At 40.8% G+C, this 17,005-nt stretch carries 12 protein-coding genes; 6 read left to right on the top strand and 6 right to left on the bottom strand.

Features of this window, described 5'->3' with window-relative positions; all coding sequences use genetic code 11:
- Window positions 1-856 precede the first annotated feature (856 nt).
- Together P2G54_RS16150 and P2G54_RS16145 are read left to right on the top strand one after the other, a co-directional pair.
- The gene (locus tag P2G54_RS16150) at window positions 857-1,642 is read left to right on the top strand and encodes a hypothetical protein (protein ID WP_275872597.1); all 786 of its coding nucleotides are present in this window, start codon (window positions 857-859) and stop codon (window positions 1,640-1,642) included.
- Entirely contained in the window at window positions 1,639-2,724 is a 1,086-nt protein-coding gene (locus P2G54_RS16145; RefSeq protein WP_275872596.1) for a hypothetical protein, read from the top strand. The genes P2G54_RS16150 and P2G54_RS16145 overlap by 4 nt, the downstream gene beginning before the upstream one ends.
- Here the strand turns inward: P2G54_RS16145 and P2G54_RS16140 are convergent.
- Window positions 2,712-3,653, bottom strand: coding sequence for a sce7726 family protein (locus P2G54_RS16140; RefSeq protein ID WP_275872594.1), 942 nt, complete (start codon window positions 3,651-3,653; stop codon window positions 2,712-2,714). The two genes, P2G54_RS16145 and P2G54_RS16140, sit on opposite strands and share 13 nt — an antisense overlap.
- A 538-nt stretch (window positions 3,654-4,191) precedes the next feature.
- Here P2G54_RS16140 and P2G54_RS16135 point away from each other — a divergent pair.
- On the top strand, window positions 4,192-4,920 hold the full coding sequence (locus P2G54_RS16135; RefSeq protein ID WP_275872593.1) for a phage Gp37/Gp68 family protein: 729 nt from the start codon (window positions 4,192-4,194) through the stop codon (window positions 4,918-4,920).
- Window positions 4,921-5,093: 173 nt separating this feature from the next.
- Here the strand turns inward: P2G54_RS16135 and P2G54_RS16130 are convergent, their stop codons facing one another.
- The 4 genes from P2G54_RS16130 to P2G54_RS16115 form a co-directional block, all read right to left on the bottom strand.
- Window positions 5,094-6,884, bottom strand: a complete 1,791-nt coding sequence (locus tag P2G54_RS16130; protein WP_275872592.1) for a hypothetical protein — start codon at window positions 6,882-6,884, stop codon at window positions 5,094-5,096.
- Window positions 6,884-8,002 carry a HigA family addiction module antitoxin gene (locus tag P2G54_RS16125; protein ID WP_275872591.1) on the bottom strand — a complete coding sequence of 373 codons (1,119 nt, stop codon included), beginning with the start codon at window positions 8,000-8,002 and terminating at the stop codon, window positions 6,884-6,886. Before P2G54_RS16125 ends, P2G54_RS16130 begins: the two co-directional genes overlap by 1 nt.
- 19 nt (window positions 8,003-8,021) lie before the next feature.
- Entirely contained in the window at window positions 8,022-8,357 is a 336-nt protein-coding gene (locus P2G54_RS16120; protein ID WP_275872590.1) for a hypothetical protein, read from the bottom strand.
- A 447-nt stretch (window positions 8,358-8,804) separates the two neighbouring features.
- Window positions 8,805-9,026 carry a helix-turn-helix transcriptional regulator gene (locus tag P2G54_RS16115; protein ID WP_275872589.1) on the bottom strand — a complete coding sequence of 74 codons (222 nt, stop codon included), beginning with the start codon at window positions 9,024-9,026 and terminating at the stop codon, window positions 8,805-8,807.
- Between the two features lie 763 nt (window positions 9,027-9,789).
- Between P2G54_RS16115 and P2G54_RS16110 the strand changes: the two genes are divergently transcribed.
- The 3 genes from P2G54_RS16110 to P2G54_RS16100 all read left to right on the top strand — a co-directional run bounded on the left by P2G54_RS16110 (window position 9,790) and on the right by P2G54_RS16100 (window position 16,093).
- Window positions 9,790-11,448 (top strand): hypothetical protein, encoded by a 1,659-nt coding sequence (locus tag P2G54_RS16110; RefSeq protein ID WP_275872588.1) that lies wholly within the window; start codon window positions 9,790-9,792, stop codon window positions 11,446-11,448.
- Window positions 11,445-14,639 carry a SusC/RagA family TonB-linked outer membrane protein gene (locus P2G54_RS16105; protein ID WP_275872587.1) on the top strand — a complete coding sequence of 1,065 codons (3,195 nt, stop codon included), beginning with the start codon at window positions 11,445-11,447 and terminating at the stop codon, window positions 14,637-14,639. The genes P2G54_RS16110 and P2G54_RS16105 overlap by 4 nt, the downstream gene beginning before the upstream one ends.
- Before the next feature lie 131 nt (window positions 14,640-14,770).
- Window positions 14,771-16,093 carry a RagB/SusD family nutrient uptake outer membrane protein gene (locus tag P2G54_RS16100; protein WP_275872586.1) on the top strand — a complete coding sequence of 441 codons (1,323 nt, stop codon included), beginning with the start codon at window positions 14,771-14,773 and terminating at the stop codon, window positions 16,091-16,093.
- A gap of 44 nt (window positions 16,094-16,137) precedes the next feature.
- On the opposite strand, the gene P2G54_RS16095 is transcribed toward P2G54_RS16100, so the two are convergent.
- Window positions 16,138-16,419, bottom strand: a complete 282-nt coding sequence (locus tag P2G54_RS16095) for a DUF6520 family protein (RefSeq protein WP_275872585.1) — start codon at window positions 16,417-16,419, stop codon at window positions 16,138-16,140.
- Window positions 16,420-17,005 lie beyond the last annotated feature (586 nt).

The raw sequence follows: 17,005 nt of genomic DNA, 5'->3' as shown, positions 1-17,005 counted from the left end.
TTAGATTTATAACAGGTAAAATTTAAACCTTATTATTATGTCAACAAGAAACGGAATTAAGCCAGGGCCTAAAAGAATTGCCAAGACCACAGGTCAACCGGACAGAAGACAAAGGGATAACAAAGATACTCCCGGGAATACACCTTCTCTGAAACCACATAAACATAAACCAGGGAAGTGAGGAATCAGTGAATTTCCCAATGCTGGAAATTTTTCATTTCATTACATCCCCTTTCTTAGCACTACTGAACTTTTGATGATCAATGGGAGAGAATTGGTAAAGTCCCTTTGGGTTTGAAATTCTGGATTTTAACACCGAACGATCGCCTCCTCCTTGAGGAGAAACTGTCCCTAAATTTTAATCCTGAGAGCTAGTGGTTCGAAGCATACTGTGTCAGTTCGCAAGTTCCAATTTTCCCGAAATGACTTGGGAAGGTGATGCAGGAGGTTAGGCAGGAAAATTCCAATAAAACATCTCATAAAATGATTCTTATGGGACTTTGAAAGTGGTAGAGATCTGATAAACGAAAATTACGTCCCGGACAGTTGTCCGGGGTGGTAAGGATAGGAGGGAGGGATTGCTTCCAACTGTAGTACGGAACTTACATAGACACATCGATGATACTACAACTCCTAGAGGTGGGATTCTGTCAATTGGGAGCAAAAAGCCGTCATGGCATGTGAAAACTCTGGAGAAAAAAATCTGATTATTTCGCTGGAGTCATCAAATAGATTTTGGTTAAAGAATCTCTTATTCTAACATCAATTTCTAATCCAAGCAATAAGGTCCTTTTCTATTGGATTCAGTTTTGGTGATTTAAGGAATATATTATTTATATGAACAAATAGCTAGATATTGATTGAATCACAGATAAAATATCAAAGGCGGATAGTCTGTTTTTTGGATGTCCTCGGTTTCGGTTCTCTATTAAAGGAATTTGAAGAGGATGCAGATTTGGATAATGAAGTGTTTTCTTCTGAAAATTTGATTTCAGCAAAGGCTAATGCGTTTATTACTGCTTTTAAGTCAGTAGTTCAATTGATCCCTCAGAATTATTGTAGGTATTATCTATTTAGCGATAATATTTGTATCGCTGCTGACATGGAAGAGGATAAAAATATCGCAAATGAAATACTTTTTGTTGTTTCCAATTTATTTCAAAAAATGGCCTCATTAGGGTATTTTTTGAGGGGTGGGATAGACTACGGGTGGATGCTGGACGAAGAAGATATCGCGGTTGGATTACCACTGGCTAATGCTTATCGTATTGAATCTCAATCTGCAATTTTTCCAAGAGTTGTAATATCCGATTCATTTCGCAATCTATTGGAAGACATTAATGCTGATTTTGATTTTCAGTTAAAAACTGATCGAGACTTAATTTATATCGACCCATTTTATAACGTAATCAGAGCAGAAGATCGGCGTGAGTTTTTTGAAACTTATAGAAGTAGGATTTCCGAGAAATTGGAAATGTATCAGAATGAACCAAAAATTGAAGTAAAATTCAGGTGGTTGGCACTTTCATACAATAACTTTTTAGATCAGTTTATAGAAAATAGTGGAATTATGCTTGAAAATGAGGAGATAGTTGAAGAGGAAATAGAATACTTGAAAAACTTAAAAATTGACTTGCTATGAGTTCAACGTTGAAATATGTACCGGTTTTTAGGGCTAGACAACAGGAAATTTTGGTGTTAAAAGAGACTGACTTTGGCAGAAATATGTATCCAATGATAGAGGTCGTCAAGGAGAAAGACAGAAAAAATAATCAACAATCTTCTTTTGAGATTTACCGGGATTTAATAAACGCAATTACCTCTGACCAGGTGTTTTTATCTTTGCCAAACTACATAAAACTCTCAAATAGCACTCAGGCTGAGGTAATCACCTTTTCAAGAACAGTTCTTGAATCTGTACCCAATAGGGTTGATTTCTTTGGTCAATTTGCTGGAATCGAAAAAGTGGTGCCGGTTATTTCCTCTCTATTGAACCTTTTAGGTGAAGCAGAGACCATTAAAAGTCAATCGGAAAGTTTAAGAGTCCAGTTTCCTAGACTTGCCTACATGACGAATCCCGATTCATTTGAGGCGGATATGCTTGAAATTGAATCGGTAATACGTTTAGGCTCGGATTTTTTTATCTATGACTTAGGAACTGTCAGTCCTACAAATCCAATTTTCAGAAAGCATAATCGTGTACTTCAAGATGATCGATTCAATGGATTGATAAAAATTATCATTCGAAGCGCCTTAAACTCAGATATAAAAAATGTCGGTTTGGACCATGATGATGTTATATCCGAGGCCGATAATAGTTTGATCGAAACATTTGAAAGAGAAAAATTTGATGCTTTTGGGGATTATGCAGGAATCAAGAAAGATGACCTGACAGCAGGAGGCACCATCAGTCCGGGATTTATATTCTATGATCCTTATGACAATCTTTATTATGGTTTCAAAGCAGAAGAAAAGAAACTTTCTCAATTTAAGGACTTTATTGTTCCCGCAGTTTTAGGGAGTGTACCCTTTAGTAGGCTTCAAGAACAGTATCCATCTTTTATTGAAGGTAATGCTGGGGTGAAGATGCTTAGAGATATAAATACCGGAATAGAGAATGGTCAGAATCAGGCTAAATTCAAAAAAATAGCCATGCAGCATTACCTTCATTGTATGAAAGTTTGGATTGAGGAAGATCGAACTATTCCACTTTATCTGGAATAGATCAATTGTGGGTTGATCGGATGATGGAAAAAATATTGGTAGTCCAAAGGGAAAATCTCCGAAGATCTTTCTTTGATAAAATTCCATTTTTTAGCGTACCGCTTCTTTAGGATCTTTTTAAAAGCCTCATTAACCTCTATAGATGAGAAGTTTGCCAGAATCCAATTGGATTCAGTTGATTTAAATTCGCCTCGAAGCTCCTTGGAAGTAAGAGTTGATAATTGAGATTTTGGGTCAATAGTTTTATTTCGCCTGGAAGACCTAAATCGTTTGAGCTTTTTGTTTTTGACGATATAGATTCCAAAATCACTCGGCAATAATTTTAAAGCCTTATCTAAGTGCTTTTCACCCACTACCAAGTAGTTGTATTCAAAAAGGGCCAAGTAATCCTGACTTTGCTTTTCCAGCTTTTCCAGCGAGTCAAAATCAGATTTGATTTCAAAAGCAGTGGTTACACCGTTGATTTTGAGTAGATCAAGTCTTGAGGATAAAGCCCTGACTTCGAAGGCTCCAACAATATTTTCCTCAAAGAAAGCCTTGGTGAGTAGATGCTTCAAAAATAACTCATCTTCTAAATGAGTGAGAGCAAAGGAATTAAGCTGTTTGAGAAAATCTGTTTTGGATCGTACGGAGAAAAATTGATTTGGATCTAATGGTTTTAACCATTTGGCCAACTCCTTTTCACTCATAAGGGGATGGTATGACTTTAAATTTTTGGCGGTAAAAAATTCCCGAAGCCGATCCAAGTTTTCCATAGGCAAATAAAGGATTTCGGTTTGGAGTAAACAAATCTCAAGCCATAAAGCATCCACTCTGCTGCTATGAGTCGTACCGCTCGCAGCAATAAAATTAACCTTGCCTAAGTTATGTAAGAATTGCAATCCCAATACATACCCCATCTCACTCAAAAATCCTCCCTTCCCGCTCATTTTTTTGAAATTTACCCAAAAAAATACCCACTACCCGAGGACCGAGCGTTATGAAACAGTCTGGTAGACTGTTTTAGCAAGAGCCTGTCCCGATATTATTGCGTATCGAGAGGCCAGACTGTAGAGCTAGGAAATTCCCTAAAATACCCTTTCTTAGCAAGACGAAGCTTTTGATAATTAGCCAGAGTAAGTAGGATAATTCTCTAGGGATTACTTACCCTGGGCTTAATACTAAATGATCGCCTTCTCCTTTAGTGCCTGTCCTGAGAAGCATAGCGGATCGGGAAGAAGGAGGGATGAGGTTGAAAAGCCAATTGCAAATTGGATTGAATATTCGAGTGATTTGCAAACTTCACTTAGTCCTAGCAATGATTTCACTACTCCCAGCAGGGAGGTGTTGAAAGGCCTATCTGCTCAAAATCAACTGATTGTGACACCAAATGACGGACAAAAGTGGCGAAAGGGCTCTTTTTACATCAATTATAACGATTATTGCAATAGACCTAATTTTATTTCAATCCAATTAACCTGAATTTTTATGGCACAAACCTCGATTGAATGGACCGAACTCACCTGGAATCCGGTCACTGGGTGCACCAAGATCTCCGCAGGATGTAAGTTCTGCTATGCGGAAGTCATGACCAAGCGCCTCAAGGCTATGGGAGTGGACAAATACCAAGCTGGATTCAAAAAGGTAAGAATCCACGAAGATGCCTTGGAAATTCCTTACACTTGGAAAAAGTCAAAAGTAGTCTTTGTCAATTCCATGTCGGATCTGTTCCACAAGGATGTACCGCTGGAATTTATCCAAAAGGTATTTCAGGTCATGAAGGACAATGGTCAGCATGTCTTTCAAGTCCTAACCAAACGTGCAGATCGACTGGCTGAAATCAGTCATCTGTTGCCTTGGGCTCATAATATCTGGATGGGAGTTTCGGTTGAGGATGAGCGAGTACTGGATCGCATTGATTTTCTTCGGGATACCGGAGCCAGAGTCAAGTTCCTTTCCTGTGAACCCCTGATTGGCTCGCTACCCAATATCAATCTTACAGGAATAGATTGGGTCATCGTCGGAGGAGAGAGCGGCCAGAAAGCCAGACCCATGAAACCGGAATGGGTCTTGGACATACAGGAGCAATGCCAATCTGCCAAAGTCGCTTTCTTCTTCAAACAATGGGGAGGCAAAAACAAGAAAAAGGCTGGGCGAGAGCTGAACGGACAGACCTATGACGAGATGCCGGAAATTGAATTGCATAAATCGATATGAAGAAGGGAAATAGTTCAAAGTCCTATTACATCTTGGACAGTTGTCGGGATGGTAAGGATATGAATGAGGGAGGAATTGCTCCCAACGGTTGTCTTGAATTCCACCCAGTCACCACCAAAATTTGATTACTCCCAGAGAAAGGAAAATAAATCCAAGTTTCCTTGACTTGAGACTTACTTCACAAACTTCCGGAAGGCTGATACGATCTGGAAGATAAAGAAAGCGAGGACGATGCGGTGGAGACCGTCGAGAAAATAGACCCAAAAGGGATATTGAATTTCATCGAACATATCTGAGACCCTTCTGGCTGGATTGAATAGTTGAGGTATTATCTTACTGTGATCAGAAAGTTTGACCCAAAAGAAGTTCCAACCAGCTTTTGAGACATCTGGCCAAAAGTTGATTTCAGGATCAGCTATAAAAAACAATGGGAAGAAAAAGCCAAAAGAAATAAAAATGATTGCCCATAAAGGCTTGATCCAATCTTGACCATGGTTATTGGTTTTTCCAGCTAGGATTGCCCATCGATCTGCCTTCTTTACATTGCCTAGTTCAAGATACAAGCGATGAGTTTCTACCTCCTTTGCCTTAAACTCCAAAGCAGTGATTCGATCCGATTGCTTTTCAGCTGCTAACTTGAGTTGGCGATAGATTTCTCTCTTTTGAGATAAGATTTTTTTTGGGTCAGTCTCTGACTCATCTATATGAAGTTGATCTGATTCAAACCAAGTCACTCCATTGACAAAAATACTGTCCAATCTGGAATCAATGATTCGGACAATTGGATAAATAGAAAAATCAAAATCGTAAAACTCGGTGTTTCCGAGATTGGAGTTTTCAATTAATAGATTTTCAGCGTTAGTTTCCTTTCCTTTAGGTTTATTATTGTTTAGTGAAACCAAGGCCTTATTAAAAAAATGGCTGAATACTATTTCTTCAAAAAAGCAATCTCTGAAAAAGACTGAATTATTGAAATTGATTCCCTTCAAATGGACTTCTCTAAAACTTGTATTCCGAAAGTCTAAAACTCCAGAAGATTTTTCTGAGAAATTTAGATTTAATTTTTTAGTAGGACACTTTTCGCCCAAGAATGTCAATCCATTTTCAAATTGTGAGTCTTGGATAGTAATTTCCAAATTTTTGGATTTTGGAAGATTAGGGCTTTCAGATGATGATATTTTGAAACTATCTTGAAATTTAGCCCCATAAATTGAAAGGTATTTGTCTATTGAAGTGTTTTCAAGTAAAATTTCACCTTGAAATTCTCCGTTATTAAAAGTCAATGAGTCAAGATTTTGCCCAAGGATGTAAACATTATCTCTGTAAATTGAGGATCTGCCAAAAAAAATGATATCCTTACATTTGTTAGGGCTTATTCTTAAAGTTTCACCAGTTTTTACATTTTCTAATCTTAGCCCGTATCCATTTATTTCTGTTCTAATAATTAAAACTGATTGTTCAATTGAAGAATTTTCAAGTGATAAATTACCATTGATCAGTCCTCCTTCTAATCTTAGACTTCTCATTGATGTTTGCTCATTCTCAAACCCATGTATGAGCAGTCCATTTTTTAGGGTACAATTTTCAATTGCAAGGTTTCCTGAAATCTTGCACCTTGTAATTCCTAAAGATGCCTTTCTTAAAAAGAAACCTCCTAATTGTTCTTCTGAAGAAGTGCAATTTTCGAACTTTACCTCACCTTTAAACTCACAAAGTTCGAAAACGAAACCTTTCCCAAAATGTATATCTTTAAAGGTTACATTTCCTTCGAAAATTACATTTAGAAAGTAAAATTCGTTTTTGATAAATTCACTTCCATCAATTGTAATGTGATCTACAACAGTATATTTTTCTTCGTCCTTTCCAAACTCATTAGATGGAGATTCTTTAAAGTGTTCTATAAATCTCTCTAGAGAATATTTATTTCTCTCCTCTATCATTTTCTTAAAACTTGATGAAGCCATCACAATTCAATTTTCTGATAAAATCCATGCACATACCCTTGTCCCGGAGTAATGATTTTATTTCGCTCCAGCCTTCCCACAATCACAGCTGGGTGTGTTCCGATTTTTTCGGCAAAGTCACTAACTTGTTTGGTGGTCCAACCTCCATTTTTGCCTAATTCCATAAATTCAGCTTCTTCTTTTTCCGAAAAGGTGAGGGAGATTGCAAAGTCGTCAGCCTCCTTTTCCTTTACTTTTGCTAATTCTGAAGGTTCTACACCTTCGATAAAAACCTCTTTCTTTCCGTGTTTTAGAATATGTCCTGCCTCATGGAAGAAGGTAAACCAAAAGATGTCATTGCGCTTAAACTGATTGGATAGCTGAATCACAGGAGTGTCCCCAATCCATCGGGTTGCCCCGTGTACCTTTGCATGGGGTAGTGAAGGAGTATGCACTACTTTCACTCCGGCATCTCCTGTTAGTCTAGTAAGTCTTAGAAAGAAATCATCCGGATGCGTGGCCATAACTTGCTTAATCTCCTGAAGGGATTCCCTGAATTTCTTTTTATCGAAGGAAGCAACTTTTAGGGATTCGGCTTGGATCTCACCTTTCCGAAGCCAAGCGGCCAGGGCATAAGGATTTTTTCCGTCTTGATTAGTCAGTCTATAGTCCGGGGAATCCAAGGCCGTGTAGCAGCTGCAATTGTAGAATCCGTCCTTATTTCCCACCCGAAAAAATCGGAAAATAGCTTCGACCCATTCCAAAGGGTCTTTGGTGTTGACATTGACCCAGCCATGCTTGATCATCTCTCTGATCGGGAAGTTGGCTAGCCATTCTTTTTCCTGAATGACCCGCTCAGCTTCAAGGATCTCGGCAAGTTCGAGTCGGTAGTTTTTTTCCCGCTCCAGCCAAAAGTCAGCCGGCACTCCAGTGACCCGCTCCAGTTGGATGGCGGTTTCGGGGGTGATAGCGGCTTTCCCTTGAATGATTTCATTGATGGTTTTGATCGGGCGGGCCATTCGATTGGCCAAATCGGACTGGGATATCCCGAGTTCATTGATTGTTTCAAAAAGTGTATCACCGGGAGGGGAGATCAAGGACTTGACCAAGTCAATGTCTTCCTGGGTTTTGAGTTTCATAAGATAGTTTGGGTAGGTATTAATGGTAATCGATACAAAGTACTTGGATGGAAATTTCGACAACTTGGCTTAAGTCAATGCCTCCATCGTCTTTCAACGGATATGGCTTTATAGGTTCAAAAACCATTCTTCTGTTACCTGTAATGTTAATTCCAAATGCAATGTTTTTGTTGTCCACATAAAGTTCATGGAGACGTAGTCCAGGAATTTTTGAAATAACCTCGAGACTTGAGGCTGCCTTTAAGTCTGAAATTCTTTGCAGAATTTTTTTGGCATGAATGCCAAATTTGGCTTGAAGTTTTCTGTGGTCTTCAGCCAATTTTCGTAGTTGGTTGTTGTGGTAGTCAATTATCATACAAACATAAAAATAAATAAAAAAGTTTTAACCTTTAGGGTTAAAAATTATTTTAAAATCCATTTAATTCTGAAGAGCGGTAAAAGCTCTTGATTCTGATGGAGTTGATTTTCGATATCACTCAGTAATTTTTCTTTTTCTACTCGATTTTATCTTGGTCCTCAAAGAGTTTGCGTCCTTTTTTATTTCGCTTCCAGCTGTTTGACATTTGTAATGTCGAACCACTTATTGTAGGATTTCCAATCCGATATGCCGTCGTTGTCTTGCTGGCGCCCTAATCCATTTCCAAACCCAAACCCTGCGCCAGCGCTATTGATTCTAAAAATTCTGGGGCTACCTTCTATCGCCCCTCTGGGGCTTTTTGATTAGCAAAAATTCAAAAGGCAGTAGCGCAGTAAGCAGTCAATTTACAACCTTCGACTCACAATCTATCACTTAGGCTCCAATTCATTCTCCCTTCTTTAAATCCAAATCCTGACACACATAATCCAAAAGCTTACAAGGGTCTTCATCAATGGCCTTTGCGATTAAGTAGAGTTCGGCTGCTGTAAGTTTTGTTTTAGGGTTTAAAGTAAGTTCACCGATCCTTTGTGGAGTTAGCCCTGTCTTTCTAGCTACATCTGATTTATTAACAGATTTTCTGTTTAAATATTCTCCTAGTCTGGTCATGAAGTAATTCTTTATTTAAATGTATGAAAACATTAAAAAAATCAAGAAAAAGTTGATTTCAATTTTTGAAATATCATTTTTATAATGATATATTTACAGAATAACATGATAATGATTGAAAGAAATAAGGGCGATACGTCTGAAGCCTGTATTTTAATTAACCTAGAAGTGGAGCAAGCTACTAGATATAGAGATGCGCTGATCAGGATTCTAAGTCAGATTCCAGTGCAAAAAAGCAATCAGGTGCAGCTTAATGACATTAAGGAAGTCTATAAGCTGTTAGAATACTTTTCCGATAAACCCAAATAAATTAAGAATGATCGATCTCCATTCTCTTCTTTTTACCGGTTCCTCTGAAGTTAGGCCTTTCCCTAAAAATCAATTCTTCAGGCTTAAACAGAAAAGGTGGATATTGCAAAAATTTGGAGTTTGGGATTTTGACAGGCTTTATCCTCTCAAACCTAAGAACCCTATTTGAGACAGTACTGTCTCTCACTTTTTCTCCCGGATTGCCCGACCAGGACTTTGTATTCTCCGGTTGGCCTTCCATCGATGATCCGGGAGTGACCTTAGCGATAAGCCCTTTCCGCTGCAGAGGATTTTCAGCTTATCCCATTACCTATTTCTTAACCAGTTGATTGCTTGATCTATAGGAGGTTAGGGTGGGAATACTATGTCAGGCTCAGAAATAGCTTCTATACTGGAAGATATCACGAGCACCCAACCTACAACCTACAACAGTCAACCTATCCATTAAAAGCAAATGAAAAAAATCTTACTCATATGCTTGCTGGGAGGAGTATGTCTTCTCGGAAGCAAACTAAGAGCACAGAGCAGAGTTGCTGGCTCACCCGGGGACGATCATCTTCATGGGTCCATCCCCAATCGGAGCGGGGAGACTCGCTCCGATACTTTACCTGATCTGGACCCGAAGGAGAATGGGATGCTCTATCTGGAGATCAAGTCCTCTGTCGCATCGGATACCCTATGGATTACCTACTGGGATCACTTACTTAGGGATTCACCGGAGGTTACCCCTGGGCATACGATCCCCCTGCTAGGTGATAAAGGAACCTATTTTGAAGGGAGTTCAGGTACAAAGGTTTTCTCTTGGGAGATTCCTCAAGAAATTCAAAAGGGCTATGTCTCACTTGCATTCGAAGAAAATACACTTGCCAATAAATGGAGCTTTTCCGCAGGAGACCGGGTTCGGATAAGATTTGATCTCCAAAGAGGGCAATTGCTTTTCGGCGGACCTAAGGCAGCGTATTATCGTACCCAGCACCATTTGGACCAAACGTTTTTGGAGGAGCAATTCAACTCCGATCCCATCCTGATCGCAAGCAGGTCTGAAGGACTTTTTTCGGATCCAAACTCCCATGCAGCTTACCAAAAAGCCATCAGCCAGCCTCAGGATCTTCATGTCAGAATGAAGGTCCTGGTACCCAATCAAAACGGTTGGGACCACCTGCAGCACTATATTTCCCTTCCTATAATCCAACACCCAGCCTGGAATATTCTGAATCAGAATTCCCAGGACTTAACGGAAACCGAAAAGGGAGAGCTGATTGCCAGGGTTTATGGGCAAATCCTGGATACAGCAACCAAAAGGGCAGAGCTTATAGCAGATCAACTCATTCAAGACCAGAAAAAAGGACAGGTTTTCCTTGATTGGTCAAAAGACTATAAAGCTAACCAAAGTTCACATCCTCTTTTGGTTCAGGGTCTGACTCGTTTGGAGCTCCTTCGTTCGAAAATCCATCAAGAGCAAATATTGAACAGGCTCAGTCAATATCCTCGTCCCATTAAGGACGAGCTTATCGGGTACTTCCTGCTCAGCAATTACAACCGCCTCGAAGAAAATCTGGAAGACTACCTCCGAACCGGAATTGATGAAGTAAACAGCCCATGGATTAAAAACCGTCTGGAACAGCTCTTTGAGGTACAATCAGGTCCTTTTCTTTCTGAAGGACTTGTTGATCCATTCGGCCAAAAGGTGGATCTCAGTCAATATGAAGGAAAGACCCTCTTGCTTCATTTTTGGATTTCGGGATGTAAATTCTGTAGAGACGATTACCAAAAGGCCTTAAAGCCATTGGAAGAGCTGCTGGCCTCTTCAAAGGATATCCTATTGGTCACAGTCAATGCAGACGGGGGAGAGGCCTCCTGGAAGGCTAGCTTGGAAACAGGCCACTATTGCTCTCCCCAAATGCTTAACCTACGGGCTTTAAAAGGTTTCGGGGTACTTGAGCGATATAAAATCCATTCTTTTCCCCAAAAGATGATTATCGGTCCGGATTCCAAAGTCAAGCTCCAGACCTTGGACAAAATGGGGGCAAAGCAGCTGTTTCATTTATTAAACCGATTCCAAACCAACTCGGCTTTATCCTTTTCCCAAACCCAAACCCCAAATAAACTATGAGAGCATTTCTATGGATTTTATTCGGCTTTTTCCTGATATCTGGACAAAGCCGGGCCTTCCAAGCAAGGGAAGGACAGCTAAGCGGCACAGTAATGGATCCGGATGGGCAGGCCTTGCCAGGGGCACTAGTTTACCTCAATGGTACTGATTTTCGAACCATTACTAACGAACAGGGAAGCTTTGAAATGATGGTTCCCCAGGGAAACTATACCCTAATGGTATCCTACCTCGGTATGGAGACCTATAGAGCGTCAATCCAAATCCCAGTATCCATCCCATTGGACATTACACTTCATGCCAGCGAGCAGGAGCTCGGTGCCGTCGAGGTAGTGTCTACGGGATACCAAGAGCTTCCCAAGGAGAGGGCAACAGGTTCCTTTGTTCAATTGGACAGTCAATTGGTCCAGCGAAGGGTGTCGGCTAATCTGATCGATCGTTTGGAGGATGTTACGCCTGGACTTGTTTTTAACAGGGGGGTATATGCCCGTAATGAACCAATTACCATCAGAGGAAGAAGCACCATCAATTCGGATACATCCCCCTTGATCATTGTGGATAATTTTCCCTATGACGGTCCTTTGGAAAATATCAATCCCAACGATGTGGCCTCCATCACTGTACTGAAAGATGCAGCAGCTGCTTCTATTTGGGGTGCACGAGCAGGAAACGGGGTAATCGTGATCACCACCGTAAAAGGAAAGGCGGACCGGCCTATGAGCGTAAGTCTGAATTCCAATATGACCATTGGAGAATTTCGTGACTTGAACTACATGCCAAGAATGGCCAATTCTGACTTTATCGAAATTGAAAAGGATCTTTTTGGAAGGGGATTTTACCGTTCTACGGAAAATAATGCCAACAAGCCCAAGCTTTCTCCGGCTGTGGAGACCCTGATAGCACTAAGAGACAATAAAATCACTCCGCAGGAGGCAGAAGCCCAACTTGCCCTGTACGGGAATTCTGATCTAAGGCAGCAGATTACGGATTACTACCTCCAGCCTTCCCTGCATCAGCAACATGCCCTGTCCATCACAGGAGGAAGTGAAGCCCATGCTTATCAGGTGTCTTTGGGCTATGATCATAATCGTGCTGATCTCATCGGCAACTCCTCCAACCGCTGGACTCTAGGAGTAGGTGACCAATGGAAAGGGCTTAAGAATAAACTTGAGATGGGTTTGTCACTAAACTTGGCGAATCAAAATTCATTGATCCAAACGGATATCCCTACAGGATATGTTTATGACCGAATTGTGGATCAAAATGGAAATCCACTTTCAATAGCAGGAAATTACAGCAGCAGATATGTCAGCTCGATGGCAAACAGCGGATTATTGGACTGGAATTATATTCCTCTAAATGAAATTGGAGAATTGGATCGCCGAACCCAGGCCTATGATCTCCGAATAAACCCCTCTTTTCAATATGCAATCACAGCCGATATAAAGCTGGGCTTGTTTTATCAATATTGGAGAAACCTAAAAACTTCCAGAAACCGAGATCCACTGCAAGTCTATTCTACCCGGGATATGATCAACAAATTTACCCAAAGAGCAGAGGATGGTAGTTTGCGGACCCCCTTGCCAGTAGGTGATATTTTGGATGTTTCCCAATCCGATACCTATTCCCATACTTTTAGGCCACAGTTGACCTATGAAAAAGAATGGAATGGAAAACACCGCTTAAATGCTTTGGGAGGGTTTGAATTCAGAGACCTGCAGGGTTTGGATTGGTCCAGCAGATATTATGGATATCAGGACAATATGGGGATCAGTATTCCTGTTGATTTTGCGACTATTTATCCCTTATTCTATAATCCGGGACAGCGTTCGGCCATACCTTCCGGGATTTCCCACGGGGGGAGGGTGGACCGATTTGTTTCCTATTATGCGAATCTTGCCTATGGCCTGCAAAACAGGTATTTCCTGAATTTGAGTGCGAGAAAAGACCAGTCCAATATTTTTGGCGTTGAGACCAACTTAAGAGGTGTTCCACTCTGGTCCATGGGCGGAGCCTGGATTATCTCCGATGAACAATTTGCCAGGGAGTCCGGAATGCCCTTTCTGAAACTTAGGCTTACCCATGGCTATGCTGGCAATGTAAACAAAAACATTTCATCCCTGCTAACAGCGCAATACCTCACGGTATTTCCAACAGATCTTCTTCCTCAGGTGAGAAGTGCATCCATCCTCAATCCGCCTAACTCAAGACTGAGGTGGGAGAAGGTTAGGACAACAAATTTGGGTTTGGACTTCGAAACCCAGAATGGATTTTTGGGAGGGAGTCTGGAATTCTTCCAAAAGGATTCAAGGGATTTGATCGGGGAGTATTCTTTGCCGGCTGCCACAGGTCAGCGAAGCCTAACAGGGAATTTTGCTTCCAGCCAGGTAAAGGGAGCAGATATCACCCTTTTTGCAAATTGGTTGAGTGGAGACTTTAGGTGGACTTCTCACTTGATTTATAGTTCAATAAAGGAGAAGGTCACTGATTTTGAGAAGATCCCGACAGTTGCCAACCTTCTCAGCATTGCCAGTACCTCCATGCCCTATCCAGTGGTAGGAAGGCCACTATATGGAATCTATTCGTATTCCTGGGCAGGGCTTGATCCCCAGACGGGGGATCCTATGGGGTATCTGAATGGTGAACCCAGTTCGAATTACCTTGAGATGTTTAGGGCTGCTACTATAGACAATCTGCGCTACCATGGTTCGGCACGCCCAACCACTTTTGGGGCATTAAGAAACGAGGTGAGCTTGAAAGGCTTTAGGCTTTCAGTGAATATTTCTTATCGTTTTGGATATTATTACAGAAGAAGCTCCATTGACTACTATAGCCTCCTGAGAGGACTTCCCGGCCACGGGGACTACCAATATCGCTGGAGAGAATCAGGGGATGAAAAGACAACCTTTGTTCCTTCCCTTCCTACATCTTCCAATCTTCGAAGAAATGATTTCTATACCCATGCGTCCGTTTTGGTGGAAAAAGGAGATCATATCCGCCTAAATGATATCCGGTTTTCCTATACACTCAGCAGAAAGCAACATAAGGGACTTCCTTTTGATTCCGTGGAATTTTACAGTTATGCCAACAACCTGGGAATAATCTGGAAGGCTTCCGATGATCCTTTGGACCCGGACTTTCAGACGGCAAGGCCACTAAAATCCATCTCTTTTGGATTTAGAATGGATTTCTAATCAAAACAAAAAGGGTAAAAGGAAACTGATTTTCCTCATTTGGTCAGTTGATTAACCCAATATGGTTTCCCGGTAATCCGTTTTGGATGGCCACCCTTTTTTAATCCTAAAATCAATTTAAACTATAAAAAATGAAGAAGATACTTAATAAATATATGTGGGGGTTGGGTTTGATTACCCTGTTCTCCTGCAATGGGTTTCTGGAAGAAAAGCCCCGAAAATCTTTGCTTGTACCTGAAAAAGCAGAAGAAGTGAGAGCAATTTTGGACAATTACAATTATTTGACACTTTCCCCTCTCCTTGGATTTATGCTATCAGATGAGTGGGAAACAACCTCTCAGGATTGGGAGTCCTTTGATCCCTGGCAGCAAAATTCCTATCTATGGAATGAGACCATTTTTGATCCTCAAGAAAGATCTTCGGATTATCAAACATTACATGGCCAGATGTTTTATGCCAATACCTGCCTGGATTTATTGGGGAATTTAGAAGAAAGTAAGTCTGTTCAAATTTCCCAAATGAAAGGGGAGGCATTGGTCATTCGATCAAAAGTGCTGTTTGATTTGGCATTATTGTTTCTACCTGGCCCCAACAGCAGTTTGACTGACCAGATCAAAATACCGGTAAACCTAACCTCGGACGTCAATACTCCACTTCAAATGATCGGTGTTTCCGAGTTGTTCGTCTTGATTAAAAGAGATTTGGAGATGGCCTTTTCGATTTTGCCTGAAGAGTCAGATTTTAAAACTAGGCCAGATAAACGAGTGGCGATGGGATTGTTGGCAAGAATTTATCTCTATGAACAAAACTGGGAAAAAGCTCTGGAAGCCGCAAATTATGTAATCCAATATGGGGATGGATTATTGAATTATTTGGATTTGGACCCTACCAAAAGTTATCCCTTTTCGGTATTTAATCAAGAAACGCTTTTTTTTCAACAGATGCAGACTTCTATAATTCCATTAAGACCTACAACCTCCCTAAAGGAGGAATTATATGAATCCTATCTGGAAAATGATCTGAGAAAAGCCCTTTTTTTCAAAATGAGTCCAACTCAGGGTGCTCTGTTCAAGGGTTCATATACAGGTGGTTTCCGCCTTTTCAGCGGAATTGGTTTATCGGAAATGTACCTCATTGCTGCGGAAGCCGGGATCCGGATGGGGAGACAAGAAGAAGGGCTGCAGAGATTGAATGAGCTGGGAGAGAACAGATATTCTGATTTCAACCCCTGGCAAAATTTGTCACAGCAGGAGGCCATAGGGTTGGTCATGAAAGAAAGAAACCGGGAGTTGGTATTTAGATGCCTTCGCTGGATGGATATGAAAAGAACTAAATACTTGGATCCCTCCTTTACAACAGAACGGGAGATAAATGGGGAAATCTATACCCTAAAAAATGAAGAGCAGTTTATTTTAAAACTGCCACCTTATGAAAAGGAGTTGGTAAATCGTTAATTTGAAAGAACCCGGGATCAGGAATTCCGGGTTCTTAATCTTACTTATTTACCTGTTTCTGTGATCGGGTTGAGACTAATATTGACAAATTTCCTGTCAATATTTGGGTCAACTGGTTGACCTTCAACTGCATCAAAGAGACAGCCGGGTTGGTCATCAGAGTCACACAGGTAGGTTACACCCTCCTGACCTTCGATCAAGTACCAATGGGTACCATCAAATCCATACATTTCCGTTGCTTCCTCTTGAGGAGAGCTAAAGGCAAAAGCTGCAAATGCTGCCAGCACCAATGCAAGAGCCGGAAGCAGTTTGATTAATCTATTCATGATTGTGGACCCTTTTTTAACCCATCAAAAAGGGACAAACCGTTTCATCACCGCCTACTCTGTTCAGGGTTTTCGGCTTCGCCCTGTCAGGACTCCATCAGTTTAGGTCAGCCTCGAAACTCTGACCTTTTCGAGGAATGGATTCCCAATGTCATTTTTTGCAGCCCAAATCTTGCAAGTTTTCGGGCTGCGGAGCAGTGATCCCACCTCACTGCTCCATATTTTTTTTGATCGATTTGGCTTGGTCAGATTTACAAACTCCTTCTTTAATTGAATGGATATTTTCTGTATATTCAATAAGTGAAGTTGCTTGCCATCCACCCAAAGCTTAACACTCGAAAACCGGAGGATAACCCCTTCGGTTTTTTATTTGTAGTACTTTACTTTTTCAGGTACCAACCAATTTGAAGCAGGCAGTAACATCGATCCAAAACTTACAACTCACAACCTAGAACTGGTACCTATTGTCATTCCCTGAAATAAGTTGACCGTTTTTAAAGATGAATCGAGATGCTAAAAACGGGAAAAAGGATTAATTCTCATCGAAAGTATTCTGAAGACTTCAAGCGTAAATTGGTGGAAGATT

The organism is Algoriphagus sp. CAU 1675 (genome assembly GCF_029222925.1).
GTDB lineage: Bacteria > Bacteroidota > Bacteroidia > Cytophagales > Cyclobacteriaceae > Algoriphagus.
Note: the sequence above shows the minus strand (reverse complement) of the source record. Positions and strands in the feature narration are given on the sequence as shown.